At 59.9% G+C, this 22011-nt stretch carries 22 protein-coding genes; 18 read left to right on the top strand and 4 right to left on the bottom strand.

The features are described from left to right. Positions 1–7 precede the first annotated feature (7 nt). From ACTG2U_RS18090 to ACTG2U_RS18050, 9 genes are all read left to right on the top strand, one after another. Positions 8–691: a glycerophosphodiester phosphodiesterase gene (locus ACTG2U_RS18090; RefSeq protein WP_302245417.1), complete on the top strand. Its 684-nt coding sequence runs from the start codon at positions 8–10 to the stop codon at positions 689–691. A 155-nt stretch (positions 692–846) separates the two neighbouring features. Continuing rightward, positions 847–2724, top strand: coding sequence for a methyl-accepting chemotaxis protein (locus ACTG2U_RS18085; RefSeq protein ID WP_042083552.1), 1878 nt, complete (start codon positions 847–849; stop codon positions 2722–2724). 509 nt (positions 2725–3233) lie between these two features. Next, complete coding sequence (gene frdA, locus ACTG2U_RS18080) at positions 3234–5018, top strand: fumarate reductase (quinol) flavoprotein subunit (RefSeq protein WP_047437968.1); 1785 nt, start codon at positions 3234–3236, stop codon at positions 5016–5018. Next, positions 5011–5745, top strand: coding sequence for a succinate dehydrogenase/fumarate reductase iron-sulfur subunit (locus ACTG2U_RS18075; RefSeq protein WP_005335057.1), 735 nt, complete (start codon positions 5011–5013; stop codon positions 5743–5745). Before frdA ends, ACTG2U_RS18075 begins: the two co-directional genes overlap by 8 nt. 16 nt (positions 5746–5761) lie before the next feature. Next, the gene (locus tag ACTG2U_RS18070; protein ID WP_005335058.1) at positions 5762–6160 is read left to right on the top strand and encodes a hypothetical protein; all 399 of its coding nucleotides are present in this window, start codon (positions 5762–5764) and stop codon (positions 6158–6160) included. Positions 6161–6170: 10 nt separating this feature from the next. Then, entirely contained in the window at positions 6171–6527 is a 357-nt protein-coding gene (gene frdD / locus ACTG2U_RS18065) for a fumarate reductase subunit FrdD (RefSeq protein ID WP_040066869.1), read from the top strand. A gap of 252 nt (positions 6528–6779) precedes the next feature. Continuing rightward, complete coding sequence (locus tag ACTG2U_RS18060) at positions 6780–7508, top strand: nucleoside recognition domain-containing protein (protein ID WP_005335061.1); 729 nt, start codon at positions 6780–6782, stop codon at positions 7506–7508. Continuing rightward, positions 7505–7972 (top strand): YjiG family protein, encoded by a 468-nt coding sequence (locus ACTG2U_RS18055; RefSeq protein WP_005335063.1) that lies wholly within the window; start codon positions 7505–7507, stop codon positions 7970–7972. The genes ACTG2U_RS18060 and ACTG2U_RS18055 overlap by 4 nt, the downstream gene beginning before the upstream one ends. A gap of 25 nt (positions 7973–7997) precedes the next feature. Next, entirely contained in the window at positions 7998–9122 is a 1125-nt protein-coding gene (locus ACTG2U_RS18050; protein ID WP_439974881.1) for a M20 family metallopeptidase, read from the top strand. 89 nt (positions 9123–9211) lie between these two features. Here the strand turns inward: ACTG2U_RS18050 and ACTG2U_RS18045 are convergent, their stop codons facing one another. The 3 genes from ACTG2U_RS18045 to ACTG2U_RS18035 form a co-directional block, all read right to left on the bottom strand. After that, the gene (locus ACTG2U_RS18045) at positions 9212–9961 is read right to left on the bottom strand and encodes a substrate-binding periplasmic protein (RefSeq protein ID WP_439975133.1); all 750 of its coding nucleotides are present in this window, start codon (positions 9959–9961) and stop codon (positions 9212–9214) included. Positions 9962–10052: 91 nt separating this feature from the next. Then, positions 10053–11279, bottom strand: a complete 1227-nt coding sequence (locus tag ACTG2U_RS18040) for a winged helix-turn-helix domain-containing protein (RefSeq protein WP_439974880.1) — start codon at positions 11277–11279, stop codon at positions 10053–10055. A 53-nt stretch (positions 11280–11332) separates the two neighbouring features. Further along, positions 11333–11992, bottom strand: coding sequence for a class I SAM-dependent methyltransferase (locus ACTG2U_RS18035; RefSeq protein WP_429013190.1), 660 nt, complete (start codon positions 11990–11992; stop codon positions 11333–11335). Positions 11993–12136: 144 nt separating this feature from the next. Here ACTG2U_RS18035 and ACTG2U_RS18030 point away from each other — a divergent pair, with 144 nt between their 5' ends. The 7 genes from ACTG2U_RS18030 (at position 12137) to ACTG2U_RS18000 (ending at position 18712) form a co-directional block, all read left to right on the top strand. Further along, entirely contained in the window at positions 12137–12811 is a 675-nt protein-coding gene (locus ACTG2U_RS18030) for a thermostable hemolysin (protein WP_429013192.1), read from the top strand. After that, the gene (locus tag ACTG2U_RS18025; RefSeq protein ID WP_439974879.1) at positions 12808–14274 is read left to right on the top strand and encodes an AMP-dependent synthetase/ligase; all 1467 of its coding nucleotides are present in this window, start codon (positions 12808–12810) and stop codon (positions 14272–14274) included. Before ACTG2U_RS18030 ends, ACTG2U_RS18025 begins: the two co-directional genes overlap by 4 nt. After that, complete coding sequence (locus ACTG2U_RS18020; protein WP_216953041.1) at positions 14271–14924, top strand: TenA family transcriptional regulator; 654 nt, start codon at positions 14271–14273, stop codon at positions 14922–14924. Before ACTG2U_RS18025 ends, ACTG2U_RS18020 begins: the two co-directional genes overlap by 4 nt. Before the next feature lie 34 nt (positions 14925–14958). Then, positions 14959–15828, top strand: a complete 870-nt coding sequence (locus ACTG2U_RS18015) for an SDR family oxidoreductase (RefSeq protein ID WP_216950293.1) — start codon at positions 14959–14961, stop codon at positions 15826–15828. 1 nt (position 15829) lies between these two features. Next, positions 15830–16462 (top strand): tetratricopeptide repeat protein, encoded by a 633-nt coding sequence (locus tag ACTG2U_RS18010; RefSeq protein ID WP_216950292.1) that lies wholly within the window; start codon positions 15830–15832, stop codon positions 16460–16462. A 130-nt stretch (positions 16463–16592) separates the two neighbouring features. Continuing rightward, positions 16593–17279: a response regulator gene (locus ACTG2U_RS18005; RefSeq protein ID WP_005335091.1), complete on the top strand. Its 687-nt coding sequence runs from the start codon at positions 16593–16595 to the stop codon at positions 17277–17279. Further along, positions 17276–18712, top strand: coding sequence for an ATP-binding protein (locus tag ACTG2U_RS18000; protein ID WP_439974878.1), 1437 nt, complete (start codon positions 17276–17278; stop codon positions 18710–18712). The genes ACTG2U_RS18005 and ACTG2U_RS18000 overlap by 4 nt, the downstream gene beginning before the upstream one ends. Positions 18713–18750: 38 nt before the next feature. Here ACTG2U_RS18000 and rloA3 read toward each other — a convergent pair whose 3' ends face one another. Then, complete coding sequence (gene rloA3 / locus ACTG2U_RS17995; RefSeq protein ID WP_236357112.1) at positions 18751–19245, bottom strand: retropepsin-like aspartic peptidase RloA3; 495 nt, start codon at positions 19243–19245, stop codon at positions 18751–18753. Between the two features lie 381 nt (positions 19246–19626). Between rloA3 and ACTG2U_RS17990 the strand changes: the two genes are divergently transcribed. Continuing rightward, positions 19627–20670, top strand: coding sequence for a GMP reductase (locus ACTG2U_RS17990; RefSeq protein WP_005348017.1), 1044 nt, complete (start codon positions 19627–19629; stop codon positions 20668–20670). 96 nt (positions 20671–20766) lie between these two features. Then, positions 20767–21975: an elongation factor P maturation arginine rhamnosyltransferase EarP gene (gene earP / locus ACTG2U_RS17985; RefSeq protein ID WP_439974877.1), complete on the top strand. Its 1209-nt coding sequence runs from the start codon at positions 20767–20769 to the stop codon at positions 21973–21975. Positions 21976–22011 lie beyond the last annotated feature (36 nt).

Raw genomic sequence — 22011 nt, 5'->3', positions numbered from 1 at the left:
GCAGAACATGCAGATTATTGCCCATCGTGGCGCCAGCGGTCTGGCACCGGAGAACACCCTAAAGGCGATGGCCAAAGCGCTGGAGCTGGGAGTATCAGCCATCGAGATCGATGTGCAGGCGGCCGATGGCGAGTTGTGGGTCTTCCACGACCGGCGGCTGGAGCGCTGCACCAATGGCAAGGGGGTACTGACCGAGCAATCCTGCTCCTATCTGGAGCAGCTCGATGCCGGTGAGGGAGAGGTGATCCCGACCCTGTGGCAGGTGATGGAAATCATCGCCGGACACTGCGAGCTGCATATCGAGCTCAAGGGGGCTCATACCGCCGATGCGGTGGCAGCCCTGACCCGACGGGCAGAGGCCGAGCTGGGCTTTACTCCCGGCCAGTGGGTGGTCTCCTCCTTCCATCACCCGGAGCTGGCCCGATTTGCCGCCTCGCGGCCCGATATCCGGCTCGGTGCCCTGACCGCCAACCTGCCGCTCAACCTGGCGCAGTTTGCCGACGAGCTGGGGGCCTGGTCCATCAATTGCGATGTTGATTTCATCGACGCCGCGCTGGTCGATGATGCACATCGCCGTGGACTCAAAGTTCTGGTTTATACCGTTGATTATCCAGAAGATTATGAAACGCTCTCTAGCATGGGGGTCGATGGAATCTTCACCAATCGACCAGATCGTTTTCTGACACAGTGAGGGGGCGATACGCGCATGGATAACCACTGATTTAGGCACTAACTTTAAATAGCTGACCGGGATACAAAGAGTTCAACTTCAGCCGATAAACAGAGGCTCATAACAATAACTAGATTCCACACACACTTCAGACTAACGCTCACAGGGATGTCACTATGAACTTATCCATTAAAAACAAGCTGGTCTTGGCTATCGGGATCATCATCCTGGTGATCACCGGCCTGCAAGTCTGGTACAACACCTCACAACTGCGCACTGAAACCCAGAGACTGGTCTGGAGCATCATTGACGAAAGCTCCATGGCCAACGTCAAGGGTATCTCCAACTGGGTCGATGCCCGCATCAGCATGGTCAGTACCACCAAGGAAGCATTCACCAAAGAAGATGAACCCATCAGCCATCTGGCCCAAGCCATGAATGCCGGTGGCTTTGAGGGGGTCTATGCCGGTACTGCTGACGGCAAGATGCTCGAGAGTACCCCCTCCGGCCTGCCAGCCGATTATGACCCCCGTCAACGCACCTGGTACAAGGATGCAGTTGCCGCCGGTAAACTGGTCATCACTGCGCCCTACGCCGATGTCTCTAACGGCAGTTTGATCGTCACCATCGCCGAGCCATTCCAGCGTGGCAACACCCAGGGGGTTATCGCCGGAGATGTCTCTATCAGCGCCCTTATCTCGGACATTCTGACGGTCACTACCGAGGGGACTTACGCCATTCTGGTCGACAGCAACGGCACCATCATCGCCCACCCCGATGCCTCCCTGAGTCTGAAACCCGCCACAACGCTAGCCCCCGAGTTGACCGCGTCTTACATCAATCAGATCGCTCATGACGGTACGATCAACGAGCTGGTGATCAGCGGTAAGAAAGAGGTCTTTGACTTTAACGCGATCCCCAACACCAATTGGTATTACGGCATGATGGTGGATGACGAAACCGCTTACCAGTCGGTACGCCGCATGGTCACCTCCTCACTTATTCAGGGACTTATCACCATATTGATCGTGGCTGGCTTCTCCTATGTCGCCATCAACAGCTCGCTAGCGCCTCTGAAAACCCTGGGCGAGGCAATTGCCGATCTCTCCCGTGGCAACGGCGATTTGACCCGCCGCCTCAAGATCGAGCGTGAAGATGAGGTGGGCGCGGTTGCCAAACACGTCAATACCTTCATTGAGCGGCTCCATGCGATGGTGCAGGACATTTCCAACTCCTCCGGCCAACTCAACCAGCAGGCCAAGTCCTCCCACAGCATGGCGGAGAAGGCCAATGAGGGGCTGGCTCGCCAGCAAAACGAGATCACTCAGATCGCCACTGCGGTCCATGAGATGTCGGCAACTGCGGTCGATGTTGCCAGCAACGCCGAGCAAACTGCCGAAGCGGCCCGCAGCTCCTCCAGCAGTTGCGAGCATGGCAAACAGGTGATCGCCCGCAACCAGCGCTCCATCACCGATCTGGCCACCCAGGTGGAACAGGCCTCCAACATCATTCAGGAACTGGAGAAAAACGCTCAGGAGATCAACACCATCCTCTCCACCATTCAGGGCATCGCCGAGCAGACCAACCTGCTGGCGCTCAACGCCGCCATCGAAGCGGCGCGGGCCGGTGAACAGGGCCGTGGCTTTGCGGTAGTGGCCGACGAGGTGCGCGTTTTGTCACAACGTACCCACAGCTCGACTGTCGAGATCCGCAGCATGATCGAAACCCTGCAACGCAATACCCAGGGAGCGGTCAGCACCATGCATGAAGGCCAGCAACTGGCCCAGAACAGCGTGGATGACGCCAACAACGCCACCCATGCGCTGGAGCAGATCACCACTTCGATCAACCAGATCTCCGATATGGCGACCCAGATCTCCAGCGCAGCCGAAGAGCAACGGGCCGTCACCGACGAGGTAAGCCGCAACATTCAGGCGGTCAAAGATGTCTCGGACGAACTGGCAGTGGATGCAGACAGTTCGCGCCATCTCTCTGAACAACTTAAAAACATTTCGGGTGAACTGAGTAATCAGGTCGGCATGTTCCGCATTTGAGCATGAGCAAAAGGGGCCGTACAGGCCCCTTTTATTTTTCTAAATAGCGCTTAATTTTCAGTGAGTAATCTCACATTACCCGCCAAATACCCCGCCTTGAAATCCTTGTAATTCGTCTGGGATTATCAGATCACCGCCGTAGTCACCGCAGCATTTCGGATTACCTATTTCTATCCGAATAGATAAATGCCAATAATTCTCATTAAAAAATTACAATAAAAAACTTAAAATTTTTTTCGCGAGTACCTAAAAAGAGAGGTGATTCGCATTTTATTGAAAGAAAACTACGTACAATCCAGAAGTTAAAGTGCTCGTAGCTAGGTGTTCAACTGCTCAGTAACACCAATAAATGACGATAATAACGACATTTTCATCCAGGGATTTGGGTGTTTTATAGAAAAATAACCAATAAAAAGGGAATAAAACCTAGCAGTTTGACTTGCATCAAGCCTGAATTTTTTTCATAGAGCAAAATCGTGCCCAGCAAATCTATCCCTAAGGAGGCAGATGTGGATATTATCAAGACCGATGTGGCCATCATCGGTGCTGGCGGTACCGGCTTACGCGCCGCTATCGCTATAGCCGAATCACAGCCAGACCTGGACATCGCCCTGATTTCCAAGGTTTACCCGATGCGCAGCCACACGGTTGCTGCCGAAGGCGGCGCCGCCGGTGTCGTCCGTGATGACGACTCCCTCGAAAACCACTTCAACGACACCGTCTCCGGTGGTGACTGGCTGTGCGAGCAGGACGTAGTGGAATACTTCGTCAACAACGCGACCAAAGAGATGATCCAGCTGGAGCACTGGGGTTGCCCCTGGAGCCGCAAGCCGGATGGTAAAGCCAACGTGCGTCCGTTTGGTGGCATGAAGGTTCCGCGTACCTGGTTCGCCGCAGACAAGTCCGGTTTCCATATTCTGCACACCCTGTTCCAGACCTCCGTCAAATACCCGAGCATCAAGCGCTTCGACGAGCATTTCTGTCTTGATCTGATCGTGGACGACGGCCGCGTTCAGGGCGTACTGACCTTCGACATCCAGAACGGTATCACCCGCTTCATCCAAGCCAAATCCGTGATCGTGGCAACCGGCGGCGCTGGCCGTGTCTATCGCTACAACACCAACGGTGGCATCGTCACCGGCGACGGCATGGCACTGGCCTACCGTCACGGCGTACCGCTGCGTGATATGGAGTTCGTCCAGTATCACCCGACCGGTCTGCCGGGCACCGGCATCCTGATGACCGAAGGTTGTCGTGGTGAGGGTGGCGTCCTGCTGAACAAGGATGGCTACCGCTACCTGCAAGACTACGGCTTGGGCCCGGAAACCCCGATCGGCCAGCCGAAGAGCAAATACATGGAGCTGGGTCCGCGCGACCGCGTTTCCCAGGCATTCTGGCAAGAGCAGCAGAAAGGCCGCGTCATTCAGGGCCCGATGGGCGATGTGGTTCACCTCGACCTGCGTCACCTTGGCGAGAAGTACCTGAAAGAGCGTCTGCCGTTCATCTGCGAACTGGCCAAAGCCTACGTCAACGTGGACCCGGCCAAAGAGCCTATCCCGGTACGTCCGACTGCCCACTACACCATGGGTGGTATCGAGACTGACAACAAGTGTGCCACCCGTCTGCCCGGCCTCTACGCCGCGGGCGAATGTGCCTCCGTCGGTCTGCACGGTGCCAACCGTCTGGGTTCCAACTCCCTGTCCGAGATCGTGGTATTCGGCAAGCTGGCCGGTGAGCAGGCAGGTGAATTTGCCAAGACTCAGAAGCATGGCAACACCGAAGCGCTGGCCGCCAAGGCCGAGGCGCTCATCAAGCAGCACCTCTCCCTGATGGACATAGACGGTACCGAAAACCCGGCCGATATCCGCAACGAGCTGGGCATGTCCATGGAAGCCGGCGTCGGTATCTACCGTACCGAAGAGCTGATGCAGGGCACCATCGACAAGATCAACGAGCTGAAAGCCCGTTACAAAAAGGTCAAAATCAACGACAAGTCCTCTGTCTTCAACACCGATCTGCTGTACGCCATCGAATTGGGTTACATGCTGGACGTGGCTGAAGCCATGGCGCACTCCGCCATCAATCGTAAAGAGTCCCGCGGTTCCCACCAGCGTCTGGATGGTTACGAAGAGCGCGATGACGTGAACTTCCTCAAGCACACGCTCTCGTTCTACAAAAATGGCGAAACGCCCTCCATCGATTACTCCGATGTGAAGATCACTAAGTCCCAGCCGGCAAAACGCGTGTACGGCTCCGAGGGTGAGAAACAAGACGAGGCTAAGAAGAATGGCTGAGATGATTGAAATTGAGATCCTGCGCTACCGTCCGGAACAGGATAACGAGCCCTGGATGCAAACCTTCCAGGTGCCATACCAGAGAGAGATGTCTCTGCTGGACGCCCTGCAGTACATCAAGGATCACCTGGACTCTACCCTGAGCTTCCGCTGGTCCTGCCGGATGGCGATCTGCGGCTCTTGCGGCATGATGGTCAACGGTGTGCCCAAGCTGGGTTGCAAGGCGTTCCTGCGCGACTATCTGCCGGGCAAGATGACCGTCGAGCCGCTCAACAACTTCCCGATCGAGCGCGATCTGGTGGTCGACATGTCCGACTTCATCGAGAAGCTGGAGAGCATCAAGCCGTACATCATCCCGAGCGAGCCTCGCAGCCTGTGTGATGGCGAGTACATCCAGACTCCGGCCCAGATGGCGCAGTACAAGCAGTTCTCCCAGTGCATCAACTGTGGTCTCTGCTACGCAGCCTGCCCGCAGTACGGCATCAACAAGAAGTTCACCGGTCCGGCGGCACTGGCTCTGGCCTATCGCTACAACGTCGACAACCGTGATGCTGGTGCCAAAGAGCGTATGCGCATCATCAGCCAGGACGAAGGCGTCTGGGGCTGTACCTTCGTGGGCTACTGCTCCGAAGTGTGCCCGAAGGGCGTCGATCCGGCGGCGGCCATCCAGCTTGGCAAGGTCGAAAGCGCCAAGGACTACATGATCGCCATGTTCAAGCCAGATTGAGAGCAGGATTGAGACCATGAACAACACTGATAGCAAACGTAAACCTTACGTCCGCGAAATGAAGAAAGACTGGTGGCTGAAGAACGCCTTCTACACCGGTTACATGATCCGTGAAGGCACCAGTATCTTCGTCTCCATCTACGCCGTTGTGCTGATGTGGGGCCTGATGCGCCTGGTTCAGGGTCAGGAAGCGTTCAACGGCTGGCTGGAATCCCTGCAAAGCCCGATCGCCATCCTGTTCCATGTCGTCGCTCTGGCGGCGTGCCTGTTCCATGCCAAAACCTGGTTCGCCCTGGCGCCGAAAGCCATGCGTATCTTCCGTGGTGAAGACCTGGTACCGGAGAAGCCGATCGTTCTCGCCCAGTATGTGGCGCTGGCGGTGGTGTCCCTGCTTGTCCTGATCATCGTGGCCTGAGGAGAAAACAATGAGACGTTCTGACGAACCAATTTACTGGGGTCTGTTTGGTGCGGGTGGCATGGTCGTTGCCATGCTGCTGCCGGTCATTGTCCTCATCACCGGTCTGCTGGTGCCCATGGGCATCATGGACGTGGAAACCATGAGCTATGACCGCGTGCACGCGTTCGCCAGCTCTTGGTGGGGTGCCTGCATCCTGCTGGTGATCATCGCCCTGCCAGTCTGGCACGGCATGCACCGTATCTACCACGGTCTGCACGATCTGGGGATCCACACCACCAAGCTGCACCACTATGTATTTTATGGCTTTGCCTTCCTGGTATCTGCCATTACCGTCGGCCTGCTGATGGTGCTGGTACTCCAGTAATCACATCTGACTGATTGAGCAAACCGGGCCTCGTGCCCGGTTTTTTATTGCCCCGCTATCCCGCCTCTGCTTTTTACTCACTCAAATAATTCGATAAAAACCAGATTATCGTCCAAGCATATGGCGATCGCAGTCACATAACCCCAATACATTCGTCATTTGTAGCAAACCATTTTGACCACCATCAATTTAGTGATATCCATATCAATTATAATTATTCAGATTAAATAATTATTCATATGGAGCTAGCTAATGACAGACAAAACACGCTCGGTGAGCATAGGCAGTTACCTGGCACTGGCCTTCGCCGTGGTCTTCTTCTCCGGACTGTTGCAATCCGGCGAGTGGTACGGGGTATTCGATTTCACCACGCTGAACGGCTCGTTCGGCACCATGGTCCAGAGCGTCAGCGAGAATGGTGACGGCATCAAGACCGCCATGACCGACATGCGCGGCAAGGGGGGCAACGGGGCGAGAGACGGCTTTCTGTTCGCCCTGACCCTGATCCCCACCGTGATGTTTGCCCTTGGCATGATCAATGTGCTGGAACACTACGGCGCGCTGGAAGCGGCCCGCAAGTTGCTGACCCCGCTGCTGCGTCCGCTGATGGGGATCCCGGGCAATACAGGTCTGGCACTGATCGCCTCCCTGCAGAGTACCGATGCCGGTGCCGCCATGACCCGTCAGCTCAAGGATGAAGGGCTCATCACCAAGCGTGAAACCGACGTGTTCACCATGTTCCAGTTCTCCGCTGGTGCCACCATCGTCAACTTCTTCTCCTCCGGCGCCGTGCTGTTCACTCTGACGCTGGCAGATGGCAGCCCAGCGGTCAGCTCCTCCATTGGTCTGGCTGTCATCGTGATGTTCGCCTTCAAATTTGTCGGGGCCAACCTGTTTCGGGTCTACCTCAATATGAGCGAAGGCAAGCAGACCGATAACAACACCCAGCAGACTCTCAACACTCAGGAGCAAGCCAAATGAGCCAGGCCAACATCAAGAAACCCATCGTCACCGATATCTTCGTCGAAGGGGCCAAGAAGGGCTGGGTCATCGCCACCACCTCCACCGTTCCCAACGTACTGATGGCCTTCGTCATCATCAAGGCGCTGCAGATCACCGGCGCGCTGGATGCCATGGGCGCCATCTTCTCCCCTGTCATGGCCATCTTCGGGTTGCCCGGTGAGGCGGCAGCCGTGCTGATCGGCGCCTGGATGTCGATGGGGGGCGCAGTCGGTGTGGTCATCACCCTGTTCGATCAGGGGATCCTCAACGGCACTCACATCGCCATTCTGGCGCCAGCCATCTACCTGATGGGCTCCCAGGTGCAGTACATGGGCCGCATCCTCGGCTGTATCGGCACCGAAGGGCGTTATATCCCCATCATGGTCGCCATCTCGGTACTCAACGCCTTCGGCGCCATGTTGGTGATGAACATCCTTCTCTGACCCGAACCTGATAGTGGAGCAAGCAATGACTTTTTCTCTGGATCAATACCTGACCGAACTGGCCCCGCTGATCAATCTGGATTGCGGATCCCTGCACCAGCCGGGCATTGCGGCAGTGGCCGACCTGATGGCCGCCAAATATGAGGCGATGGGCGGCTGGCAGATCAAGCGGGTCGACTGCGGCGCCGCGGGGGTGGGGCTGGAGATCCGCAACCAGCCTGATGCGGCACAGATCGATGTAATGCTGATCGGCCATATGGATACCGTCTTCCCCCTCGGCACCGCCGCCGCCCGCCCGATGAGCATCGATGGTGAGCGCGCTTACGGCCCCGGTGTCTCCGACATGAAATCCGGCCTGCTCAACATCGTCTATGCCCTGCGTGAACTGCCCCGCGAGGTGCGCGATCGCCTGAACATCTGCGTCTGCATGAACCCGGATGAGGAGATCGGCTCCCTCCACTCCAGCGACTGGCTGACAACAGTGGCCAAACAGGCAAAACAGGTTCTGGTGGCCGAAGCGGCCCGCGCCGATGGCTCGCTGGTCAAGGCGCGCAAGGGGATGGCCCGTTATCGCATCGATTTCACCGGCAAGGCGGCTCACGCGGGCAACGAACCGCAGAAGGGGCGCAGCGCCATCACCGAGTTGGGCCACTGGATCCTGGCCATCAACGCCCTGACCAACTTCGAGAGCGGCACCACCCTCAACATCGGCATTGTCGAGGGGGGCAACGGCGCCAACATAGTGCCGGCCCATGCCAGCGCCGTGGTAGACGTCCGCTTCTGGGACAATCAGGAGTACCACCAGATCAACGATCATCTGCTGACCCTGGCCGAGCGTCCCCATCTGGATGGCGTCACCATCCAGCTGACCCGCGAGGCCCACAAACCGGCCATGGTGCCGTCAGAGGGCACCCAGGCACTGATGAAGCTGGTGGAGGAGTGTGGCGCCGAACTGGGACTGCCAATCAGCTGGCAGGAGGTGGGGGGCGGCTCCGATGCCAACCTGACCGCCGCCCTCGGCATCCCCACTCTGGATGGACTGGGCCCTATCGGTGCCGGTTTCCACAGTGACGAGGAGTATCTGGATCTGGCCAGCATTGCCCCGCGCATCGAGCTGCTGGTGAAGGTACTGACCCGTCTGGCGGCCTGACAGCCTCTCACGTAAAAAAGGGCCAGCCGGTTTGCACCGGCTGGTCCTCTGTTTATCTGCTCCCCCTGAATGACAGCAACCCTTCGCTATTACTCCATCGGCGGCAAGAAGCGGCGCATCACCTCATCCGTATGCCCCCCTTCCTGAAATGCCAACAGCGACTGATTGAGGATGTTCACCAGCTGGTGGCCGCGGGGGGAGCCCTTGCTCACCAGCAGATAGAATCCCTTGCGACTGGGCAGGGCGAGATTGAGCAACCCGCTCTCGCTGCGGTAGATGCCAAGGCTGATGCCTGCCACCAGAGGTTCGATTTCGCTCGGCAGAAAGTCGCAACGATCCCGCTCCAGCATATCGAGCGCCTGCTGCAACTGTTTGACCCGGCGTGGCTCCTGCGCAAGCCCGTAGGGTGTGTAGTTGTAGCCAATCACCCCGCACACCCGGGAACGATTGACCGTCTGCAGATCCGGCGGTTCGGGGTAGCGGCGCTTGAGATAGAAGAAACCGAGGTGGGTGTAATATAGGGGGACGCTATAGAAGGCAAACTCGGCACGCTCCGGCTTGTAGCTGGCATCCCAGGTCAGCTCGCACAGACCATTCTGGCGATAATCCGCCAGCTCCTGCTGCACCCGCGCCCAGGGCAGATAGCGGATCTGGTGCGAGAGCCCGCTCTGTTGTAATGAATCAAGCACCAGCGTCGTCGCCGAACCGGTCAGGCGGCTGGTATCGGGCACACCGTCCTTGCGCTCCCAGTAGGTAAAGGGGGCCCACTCGTTGCCCTCCCCCAGACAGACCTTCACTGGTGGCTCTTGCCCCCATAGCGCGGGGGACAAGATGGCCATCGCCAATCCCGCCCACCATGTTCCCGCTCGTTTCATCTCCCGCTCCCGGACTGTTTATCCCTCTTGCAGCTTAGCCCAGAAGGGATTTTGCTCACTTTGCAGGGGCGCTTTCATGCCACAACGCCAGCAAATTGGCCGGAATGGCACCATAACGAAGCTGCGGTGTCTGGTGCCAGTCAGCCAGCTTTTGCAGGGCTTTCGCCAGATCCTGTGCAAGCTGGCGGGTCACTCTCACACCAGCTTCCAGATAGAGGCTCTTGATCTCGAAGATCCCCTGCTGGCGATGGGCCTTGGCATCCATCCTGCCCACCAGCTTGCCGCGATGCAGCAGCGGCAACACGAAGTAACCGTACTGACGCTTCGGCGCCGGGGTATAGCACTCGATGCGATAGTCAAAGTTGAACAGTTCACTGGCCCGTTTGCGATCCCACACCAGCGGGTCAAACGGCGACAAGGCCGTGGTATGGGTTGCCTTGAGGGTGCCCGCCTGTGCCCTTGCCAGCTCATCGGCCAGCGAGGCGTGCACAAAAGCGCCGTGCTGCCACCCCTCCACCCGTACCGGCAACAGCTCCCCTTCGTCCGCCAGCTGATGGAGCAGGTCATCGTATTTGCCGCGCCGCAGCCGGTAGTAGTCCGCAACCCAACCGGTTTTGACCAGCCCCAGCGCCCGGCAGCTGGCGCGCACCATATCCCGCTGCGCCTGCTCAACGCTCGGCAGATCCCGCTCATCACACCACTCGGGGAGCACCCGCTCGGCCAGGTCATAGACCCGCTGAAAGTTGCGCCGCTCCCGCACCATCAGCTGACCGGTGGTAAACAATACCTCCAGATGACGCTTCTCCGGTTTCCAGTCCCACCAGCCGTTCCCCTTGCCGGTTGTGCGTTCAAAGTCAGCCGCCCGCACCGGGCCGCGCTGACGAATACGCTCGATCAGCTGACCGATCTCCTGCTGATGGGTAGCGAGCCAGTTGGCCGAAAACTTCCACCCCATGGCGGCAGGATCAAGCATTCGGTGGCGCAGCAGCCGGTAATCCTCGCGGGGCACAAAGCAGGCCTCGTGGGCCCAATATTCGAAGATCTCGCCGTCGGCCAGCAACTGCTCCAGCCAACGCGGTTCGTACTGGCCAAGGCGGCTGAACAGCACCAGATAGGGGCTGCGCGCCACCACTGAGATGGTATCGATCTGCAGCAGCGTCATGCGGCGAATGGTGGCCAACAGATCGGCCGGGGTCGCCTTGCAGCGACGGGGGGCAAGCAGCCCCTGCGCCGCCAGTTGCAGATGACGGGCATCCTGCAGTGAGAGGTGGGGTATGGACATGAAAACAGGGCATCCGTTCCAGAAGTCAGGCGATCAGCATGCCCAATCCATGATCAAATGAATACACCCTGTTCAGGTTTGGTGAACACCGCCACATCGGCGTGGGGGAAGCTGAGCTCGGCCTGCCAGCTGGCGGCCAGCACCTGAAACGATGCCTCGGCAAAGAAGACGATGTGGGTCGGGTCGTGGCGATAGCGCCAGTTTTTAAACCGCTCGTCACCGAGCACCCGCTGGGTCTGTAGCACCAGCATGCCGCCGGGCTTGAGACAGGCCCACAACCGGTCAAGCACGGCACGCGGTTCGGCAATGTGCTCGATCACCTCGGTACTGGTGATGAAATCATACTGACGCGTCAGCAACTCGGGAAAGTCGGCATAGAACTTGTCATACCCAACCATGTCGTAACCCGCCTCGCGTCCCATCGCCACCAGCGCAGGGCCGGGACCGCAGCCAAAATCGAGGCCACTGGCAGGGGTTGGCACCCGACTCAGTACCTCGCCAAATGCCCGCATCAGAAAGGTGCGATAACGGGGATCATCAACCTGGTTATCGTGGCCGTCGTAGACCGCCTTCTCCGCCGCCTCATCCAGATGATCGGCCTCATCCAGCCAGACCAGCTCGCACGCGAGGCAGCGATGATAGCGCTTGCCCGCCACCGGCAGGGGATAACTGCGATGGCTGGCACACAGGGGGCAGCTGACGGTGGATGACATGGCTATTCCTCTTGGGGGATTCCTGTTGGATAACAGCGGCGCAGATTGCCTGCCCGCTGCCTCGCTGACAACTTTTTTTGCTCCTTAAGGGTTTCTTAAGTTTGCCCTTTTACTCTCAAACCATCGCAAGAGAAGGAGTCACCCATGACCATCGAGATCCAGGCCCCCTACCGATTGCTGCTAGCCAAGTCCCCGCAGCAGGTCATGGCGCTGCAAACCTATATCCAGGCCGCCTACACCCTCGAATTCAACGCCCGCATCCCCCATTTTCTCCCCTGTCTGCTGGGGCTATATCGGGCGGACGGGACGCTGGTCGGTGCCTGTGGTCTCAATCATGCCAGTGAAGGGCCTCTCTATCTGGAACAGTATCTGGAGCAACCCATCGAGGCCGCCATCAACACCCGCCTCGGGGTCTATCCGGCACGCCACCGCATTATCGAAGTGGGCAATCTGGCCTGCAGCGAACCGGGCAATGCCCGCCTGATGTTCGCAGCCCTGTGTCGTCTGCTGTGTGAAAACACCCTCGACTACGTGGTCTTTACCGGCACCGCCAAGCTGCGCAACAGCTTTGCCCGGCTGCAACTCAACCCGGTGGAGCTGGCCCCCGCACAGGCCCATCAGGTGGGGGCCGACGCCGACTCCTGGGGTGAGTACTACCGTTGCCAACCCAAGGTGATGGTGGGCGACATCAATCAGGGGCGCGAGGTGCTGGCCAAGAGCAGCCTGCTGCTCAATCTGCTGGCCCCCATGCCGACCCTGTTTGAGGATGCCGGCGAGAGCAGTGATAACCAGCCCCATCAAAAAAGGTGCGCCCAATGAGCCTGTTCGACGCCATCGCCAAACATGCCCACGAGCATCCGCAATCCCCTGCGCTGCTGAGCAACCAGCAGCGTCTCGATTACCAGACCCTGTGGCAACAGATCCAGCGTCTGGCCAGCCAGCTGCAACAGCTCGACATCAGCCGTCTGGCGCTGCAACTGGACAACGGCCTGCCCTGGGCGCTGCTGGATCTCGCCTGCACCCGCGCCGGTATCGTGGTCATTCCGGTGCCCCACTTCTTCAGTCAGGCCCAGCAGGCCTGGTTGTTGGAGAGCAGCGGCGCCGATGCGCTGGTGGGCCCACATCATCAGGGGTGGCATGCCGCCGAGCCACTCTCGCTGATCACCGGCGAGCTGCCGCTCTGGCGCCATACCCCGACCAATCGACCAGCGCTGCCCAAGGGCACCGCCAAGATCACCTACACCTCCGGCACCACGGGCCAGCCCAAGGGCGTCTGCCTGTCACTGACCCAGATGATGGCGGTAAGCCATGCGCTGGCCGAGCGGGTCGCGCTAGCCAAGGTGGAAAAACACCTCACCCTGCTACCGCTGGCGACCCTGCTTGAGAACATCACCGGCCTCTATGTGCCGCTACTGACCGGCGCCTGCAGCCGCATTCCGTCCCTCGGGGAGCTCGGTTTCACCGGATCCAGTTCGCTCAATCCAGCCATGCTGGGGGAGGCGCTGCTGCGCTGGCCGACCCACAGTCTGGTGCTGGTGCCCGAACTGCTGCGCCTGCTGCTGGTGCTCTGCACCAGCACACCGACGCTGGCCCAGCAGCTCAAGAGCCTGCGCTTTATTGCCGTCGGTGGCGGCAAGGTAGCCCCAGACCTGATCAAACATGCCCGCCAGCTCGGCCTGCCGGTGTATGAGGGATATGGCCTCTCGGAGTGCGGCTCCGTGGTGGCGCTCAACAGCCCGGATGCTGACAAGCCCGGCAGCGTAGGCCGCCCCCTGCCCCACTGTCAGGTCACCATCGCCAGCGACGGCGAAATTATGGTGAGCGGCAGTGCCATGCTGGGCTATCTCGGCAGCAACGAACCGGCTCCCGAACAGATCGCCACAGGCGATCTGGGTCATCTGGATGAAGAAGGCTACCTCCATATCACCGGGCGCAAGAAGAATGTCCAGATCACCGCCTTTGGCCGCAACTTCTCCCCCGAGTGGGTGGAAGCCGAGGCCCAGCTCTGCCCCGCCATCGCCCGCATCGTGGTGTTTGGCGATGGCCAGCCTGCCAACGTGGCGCTGATCCAGCCCCTGCCGGGCAAAGAGGCGGATCTGCCCCACCAGATCGCCGGTCTGAACCAGCGGCTGCCCGATTATGCCCGGCTGCACCACTGGTTGCCGGTGGCGCTGGATCAACATCCCGGGCTGCTGACCGCCAACGGGCGCCCCCGTCGCAACGAGATTTACCAACACTTTTCCCGGCAAATCAGCCAATGCCTTACAGGAGAATCGTCATGAGCTTCTACCAGACTCTGCAACAAGCCACTGCCAGTGAGCGTGAGCATCTGTTCAACGCCCCCATTATCGAAGCCTGTCGCCGTGGCGATATCAGCCGTGACACCTATCTCGCCTTTCTGGCGCAGGCTTACTACCACGTGCGCCACACAGTTCCGCTGCTGATGGCAACCGGCGGCAAGCTGGGTCAGGAGTACGAGTGGGTGCGCGGCGCCATTGCCGAATACATCGACGAGGAGTATGGCCATCAGGAGTGGATCTTAAGCGATATCCGCGCCTGTGGCGGTGATGCCGAGGCGGTGCGCCACGGCCAGCCCGGGCTGTCCATCGAGCTGATGGTCGCCTTCCTCTACGACCAGATCCAGCGCGGCAACCCCATGGGCTTCTTCGGCATGGTACAGGTGCTGGAAGGCACCAGCGTGGCCATCGCCCTCACCGTCGCCGACCAGCTGAAAAAGGGTCTCGGCCTGCCACCCCAGGCGATGAGCTACCTGAGCTCCCACGGCGCCCTGGATCAGGAGCACCTCAAATTCTTTGAATCCCTGATGGATCGGGTCGAGAGCCCGGCAGATCAGGCCGCCATCATCCACGGGGCCAAGGTGGTCTACCGCCTCTATGGCGAGATGCTCTACAACCTCACCGCCACACCGTAAGTCGGCAGCAGACAGCAAAAAGGGAATCCATACCATGAACCTTGAAGGGAAACTCGTGCTGCTCACCGGCGCCAGCGGTGGCATAGGTGAGGAGCTGGCACAGGAGCTGGCCGCCCAGGGGGCCCGCCTGCTGCTGCACGGACGTCGCGGCCCGGCACTGGAGCGGCTGTGCAAGTCACTGCCTCATCCCGAGCGCCATCAGGTGGTGCTCGCCGACCTCGGCTCTGCACAGGAGCGGGCCAAGCTGTTGCAACACCCGGCGCTGGAGCATGGGATCGACATCCTGATCAACAACGCTGGCTGCAACCAGTTTGCCTGGCTGGAAGATCAGAGCTTTGAGCAGGTGGAGCGCCAACTGCTGCTCAATATCGAGGCGCCCATCCAGCTCACCCGTGCCCTGCTGCCAACCATGCGCAAGCCGGGGATCATCATGAACATGGGCTCGAGCCTGGGCAGCATCGGCTACCCCGGTTACAGCGTCTACTGCGCCAGCAAATTTGCCCTGCGCGGCTTTAGCGAAGCGCTGGGACGGGAGCTGGAGGGGAGCGGCATCAAGGTGCTGCACTTTGCCCCCCGCGCCACCCGCACCAAGCTCAACTCCGAGGCTGCCTACGAGATGAATGCAGCGCTAGGCACCCAGACCGACAGCCCGCAGGAGGTGGCCGAAGAGGCGGTCATCGCCCTGTGCAACGAAACCCGCCGCAGCTGGCTCGGCTGGCCGGAAAAACTGTTCGTGCGGCTCAATGCCATGCTGCCCGGCATTGTCGACAAGGCGCTGGCCAGACAGCTGCCGATCATCAAACGTTATGCCCGTCATCTTCAGCCAGGGACGGCTGATGCTGGCGCCAACAGCGCGCCACAACCAGACTTGTCCCGCCCGATCCCGACCAAGAAGGAGCATTAATATGAACTTTTTCCGTCAATCAGTGACCTCTTGTGCCATCGCCATCCTGCTGGGATCCACCTCAGTCATGGCCGCGGGTGATGCCCTCGTCCCCATCCAGCAACAGTGGGCCGTCTGCCAGTATCAACAGAGCGGCAAGGCGAAAGAGAGCTGCCTCGAAACCCTGAGCACCCAGGCCGAAGCGGCCAGCGCCAAGGAGCCTTTTCGCGCCGATCTGCTGATCTGGTCGGCCATCGTCAAGAGCACCTGGGCGGGGGCCAAAGGGGGGCTGGGGGCACTGGGTCTGGTGAAAGAGGCCAAAGCCAAGCTGGAGCTGGCGCTCAAGCAGGATCCCAAGGCGCTGGACGGCTCTGCCTACACCAGTCTGGGCTCCCTCTACTATCAGGTGCCCGGCTGGCCGGTCGGCTTTGGCGATGACGAAAAGGCAGAGCAGCTGCTCAAGCAGGCGCTGGCCATCAATCCGGATGGCATCGACCCCAACTTCTTCTATGGCGACTTCCTGCTGGATCAGGGTCGCAAGGCCGAGGCCAAAACCTATCTCGACAAGGCGCTGGCCGCCCCGGCTCGCCCGGGCCGCGAAGTGGCCGACGAAGGGCGCAGAATGGAGATCCGCGATCGGCTGGCCAAGCTATAAAATCCTGATGGATCAAAGAACTATTTAAACTCTGCCCACCAGCTTGCATACTGGTGGGCAGGGTTGTTTATGCCACGGCACGCCCTGGCGCTGAGCCAGATCGCCACACCCAACAAACAGGGAGAAAAGAATGCGGATCCTGCTGGTGGAAGATGATGTGATGCTGGGGGATGGTATGCAGGATGCACTGCGCCATAGCGGCTACACGGTGGACTGGCTGCAACAGGGGTTGCCCGCTCTGGCAGCCCTCAAGAGCGACGAGTTCGCCGCCCTGATCCTCGATCTCAACCTGCCCGACATCGATGGCCTCAGCCTGCTGCGCAAGTTGCGGCGTGAAGGCCACCAGTTGCCGGTGCTGATCCTCACCGCCCGCGATGCGCTGGACGATCGGGTGGTCGGCCTTGATGCCGGCTCCGATGACTACATGGTCAAGCCCTTCGCCCTGCAGGAGCTCAACGCCCGCCTGCGCGCCCTGGTTCGCCGCAGCAAGGGGCAAGCTCAGGCGGTGCTGGAGTATGGCGATATCCTTATCTATCCCGAATCCCAGCAGGTCACCTATCAGGGGGAAGCGGTCAAACTCACCCCCCACGAATACAAGTTGCTGCAGGAGCTGATCAGCCAGAGCGGCCGGGTGCTGAGCAAGGATCAGCTGCAACAGAGCCTCTACGGCTGGGATGAAGGGGCCGAGAGCAACGCGGTGGAGGTGCATATCCACCATCTGCGCAAGAAGTTCTACAGCGACCTCATCCGCAATATTCGCGGGGTCGGCTACATCATTCCCCAACTCGAACAGCCAAGCCGGACACCCGCACGATGAAACGCCCGCGCTCCATTCGCCGCTTTCTGCTCACCGGTATCCTGACGCTGGTGAGCCTGAGCCTCACCATCAGCGCCTTTATCGGCTACATGGAGGCGAGCCACGAGATGGAGGAGCTGTTTGATGCCCGCCTCGCCCAGTCGGCCCGCATCACCAACCAACTGCTGGCTCGCTATTTGGCCCAGCAGGGGCAGTTGCCCGCCAACGGCACCGTCTATCAGGAGTGGGAGGCACAAAATCCCGATGAGTGGCAAAAAGACCCCAGCCTCAACCTGACCGGCGAGGATCGGGAGATCACCCCCTACGGCCACGAGTTCGAACGCAATCTCTACTTCCAGCTGCTCGATGAAAAGGGCGGCTTGCTGCTGCGCGCCCCCAGCGCCCCGGATCAGCCGCTGGTCACCCTGGCCATCGGCTTCGACACGGTCGAAAAAGATAATCACCAGTGGCGCACCTTCACTCTCTACAACCAGCAGGAGCAGACCTGGCTGGTGGTGGCCGAGCGGGACGACGAGCGCAGCGAACTGGCCAGCAAGATGGCCACCCTCACCATGCTGCCGCTGCTGATCACCCTGCCCTTTCTGCTGGCCCTGCTTTGGTGGCTCATCACCCGCGGGCTGGCCCCCCTGCGTCAGCTGGCCCAGGCCATCAGCGAACGTCACCCCGCCAACCTGAGCCCCCTCAGCCTCAAGATAAGCGCTCAGGAACTGACCCCCCTCACCAACGAGATCAACCGGCTGATGCAGGCGCTGGCGGAGACCATAGAGCGGGAGAAACAGTTCACCAACGAAGCGGCCCACGAGCTGCGCACCCCGCTGGCGGTGCTGCGGATCCACAGTGAAAATGCCCTTGCGGCCGATGATGACGCCAGCCGCCAGCAATCCCTGCACAAGATGCTGCAGGCCCTCGATCGCAGCGATCGGCTGATCCGCCAGCTGCTGACCCAGGCCCGTATCGACAACCAGCAGGGGCTGGTATTGACCGAGCTGGAGATAGGCCACCTGCTGCAAGGCACCCTCGCGACCCTGGCTCCCATTGCCCTCAAGAAGGATCAGCAGCTGTCGCTGGAGTGTGAAGTGCCGCAACTGGTGATGGGTCAGGCCACCCTGCTCGAGCTGCTGTTCAGCAATCTCATCGACAATGCGCTGCGCTATACCCAGCCGGAGGGCGAGATCAGGGTGCGGGTACTGCGAGAGGGCAACCGGGTGAGGGTGGATGTGAGCGACAATGGCCCCGGCATTCCCGCCAGCGCCTTGCCCCGGCTGTATGAACGCTTCTTTCGGGTCAATCCCCAGCAGGGGGATGGCGTGGGGCTCGGCATGGCCATCGTCTCGCGCATCGCCCAGTTGCACGGCGCCGACCTCGATGTCCACAACCGGCCGGAAGGGGGGCTGGAGGTGAGCGTGTTACTCCCGCTCCCGCCGGCAAGATAAGCGATAAGTAAAGAGCCCGCGATGCGGGCTCTTTACTTTCAATGACAATCTGGCTGCACGGTAAAGGTTCGACTGGCATCCACCGGGCCCAGCTCCGCCAGCAGACGTCGGCCCAGCAGCACCGGATAGATCATCTTGCTGCGATCCCGCAGGGTGAACCACTCCTCATACACCTTGTCCCCCAGACAGATGGACATGGTCACCGTTGGCCGCTGCTCCATACCGCCCGCCCCGCGCACCGTCACGCTGCGCTCGACCCGCCGCTCGAACTGCTGCTTGACCAGCTTGCCGCTGTCGGCATCGGTCACCACCAGCATGAAGCGCACCCAGGGCTTGCCATCCCGTTTGAATCTGGTGATGGCGCGCGCATCGAGGGAAGAGGTGAGCGCCCCGGTGTCGAGTTTCATCTTCACCGCCACGCCGGTGGGCAAAATAAGCCCCTTCTCGATCCAGCCATAGCTGGTCGGGGTCTCAGCCAGCGCACTGCCACACAGTGCCAGCATCAAGGCGATCCCCACCATCATCTTGCCCATTTTACTGCCCTGCCTTGTCAATCCTGCGCTCAGATCTACCACAGTCCCATTGTGGGTCAATCCGATTTATTTCAGCTACTTGGATAATATCTGGCGGGTCAGGAGAGAGACGACAAGGGGTGGCCGAACGGCGGCCCAAGCGGGAAGGAATATCGAAGGAGAGCAAGGCACTGAACGGTGCTGGATGAAACTGGTGGTTAACCTCAGGTTGTGACGCCAAAGGCTACCACAAGGATTTACAAATTATCAGTCTTGTTCTGAAGGGATTTTTGCCTACACTGTTGTAAACCGGAGGGCCTGAAAACCACCGGTTTTTTTGCGCCTGCCGAAAATTTGCCACTGCAAAAGTGACTTTCAACAAGGCTCAATAAGGAATTTGTAATGCGTATCGAAGAAGACTTGAAGCTCGGTTTCAAGGATGTCCTGTTCCGCCCCAAGCGCTCTACTCTCAAGAGCCGTTCCCAAGTAAGCCTGACCCGTCAGTTCACCTTCAAACACACTCAGACCCAATGGCAAGGCGTACCCGTTATCGCCGCCAACATGGATACCGTCGGCAGCTTCGCCATGGCGCGCACGCTGGCCGGTTTCGAGATGATGACCGCGGTACACAAGCACTACAGCCTTGAGCAGTGGCAAGCTTTCGTCAACGAGACCGACCCGGCGCTGCTGGGCCATGTGATGGTCTCCACCGGCACCTCGGCTGAAGATTTCGCCAAGACCCGCCAGATCCTCGCCATGTCCGAAGCGCTGCGCTTCATCTGTGTCGACGTGGCCAACGGCTACTCCGAACACTTCGTCGAATTCGTGCGCAAGATTCGTGAAGCCTGCCCTAACCACGTCATTCTGGCGGGCAACGTGGTGACCGGCGAGATGGTCGAAGAGCTGATCCTCTCCGGCGCCGACATCGTCAAAGTCGGCATCGGCCCGGGCTCCGTCTGTACCACTCGCGTCAAGACCGGCGTCGGTTATCCGCAGCTCTCCGCCATCATCGAGTGTGCCGATGCGGCCCACGGCCTCGGCGGCCAGATCGTCGGTGACGGCGGCTGCACCTGCCCGGGCGACGTCGCCAAAGCCTTCGGCGGCGGCGCCGACTTCGTGATGCTGGGCGGCATGCTGGCAGCCCACGAAGAGTGCGGTGGCGAGATCGTCGATGTAGACGGCGAACCCTTCATGAAGTTCTACGGCATGAGCTCCTCCAGCGCCATGGACAAGCACGCCGGTGGCGTCGCCGAATACCGCGCCTCCGAGGGTAAAACTGTACTGCTGCCCTACCGCGGTCCGGTCGAGAACGCCGTGCGCGACATTCTGGGCGGCGTGCGCTCCACCTGTACCTACGTCGGTGCCAGCCAGCTGAAAGAGCTCACCAAGCGCACCACCTTTATCCGGGTACGCGAGCAAGAGAACAACGTCTACGGCAAGGAGTAACCTGCCACAGACCGCCGTCACACGCTGACGGTTAGAAGCCAGTCAACCGGTGTGCTACCCTGCGCACCGGTTTTTTTGCATCTGGGATCCCGAGCCATGACAACTCCCCTGCCCCCGTTTGACTGGGACATCTTCTGCTGCGTCGTCGACAACTTCGGCGACATCGGCGTCACCTGGCGACTAGCCCGCCAGCTAAAACGGGAGGGGAATATAGCGGCACATGGCGATGAGGTTCAGGTGCGGCTTTGGGTCGACGATCTGACAAGCTTCTCTCGCATCTGCCCCGGGCTCGACCCGGCGCAGGATGGCCAGTGGATCGATGGCATCTATATCCAGCACTGGCATGAGACCCTGCCGACCGACATGACACCGGCCAGGGTGGTGATCGAAGCCTTTGCCTGCGAGCTGCCCGCCCCCTTCATTGAACGAATGGCCGAGCAGATGGCGAGCCAACCCAGCCCCCCATGCTGGCTCAATCTGGAATACCTCTCAGCAGAGAGCTGGGTCGAGGATTGCCACGGCCTCGCCTCGCCCCAGCGGGTTGGCAATAAAAGCCTCAACAAATACTTCTTCTTCCCGGGCTTTACCGCTAAAACCGGCGGCCTTTTGTGCGAACGCGACCTCATCACCGAACGGGAACAGTGGCAGCAAGATGATGCGGGACTTACCGCCTACTGGGCCAGCCTCGGTTTGCCGCCCAAGCAAGAGCACGAACTGCGGGTCAGTCTCTTTACCTACGAGAGCAATGCGCTGAAGAGTCTGGTCGAGAGCTGGTGCCAGAGCGCCACCCCCATCACCCTGCTGCTGCCGCTGGGCCGCTCGCTGCAGGATGTGCTGCGCGGCGCAGGCCTTGAAGAGGCCATCACCACCGCCAAGGCGGGGGATCTGCTCCACGCGGGCAACCTCACCATCAAGCTGCTGCCGATGACCGATCAGGCCGGTTACGATCGGCTGCTGTGGAGCTGCGATCTCAATCTGGTGCGCGGCGAGGACTCCTTCGTGCGGGCCCAGTGGGCAGCTCGTCCTTTCCTCTGGCACATCTACCAGCAGGAAGAAGAGGCTCATCTGGTCAAGCTGGAGCAGTTCCTTGACCACTACTTATCAGATCTACCCGCCGAGTGCGGCCAATGGCTGCGCCGGTTCAATCTGGCTCTCAACCGTGGCGAAGATTGCGGCGAACTTTGGGCCCAATGGCCCCGATATAGCGCCATTTGGCAGCAACATGGGCGAAGCTGGTCACAGAAGTTGCTCCGGGATGGGGATCTCGTCACACGGTTGGTGAAATTTTTAGAAAGCCGTATATAATCTGGCAGTTTTTATCCGTCCGTTTCACGAACAGGA

It is taken from the genome of Aeromonas sp. 95A, from assembly GCF_051919235.1.
Taxonomy (GTDB): Bacteria; Pseudomonadota; Gammaproteobacteria; order Enterobacterales; family Aeromonadaceae; genus Aeromonas; species Aeromonas veronii.
Note: the sequence above shows the minus strand (reverse complement) of the source record. Positions and strands in the feature narration are given on the sequence as shown.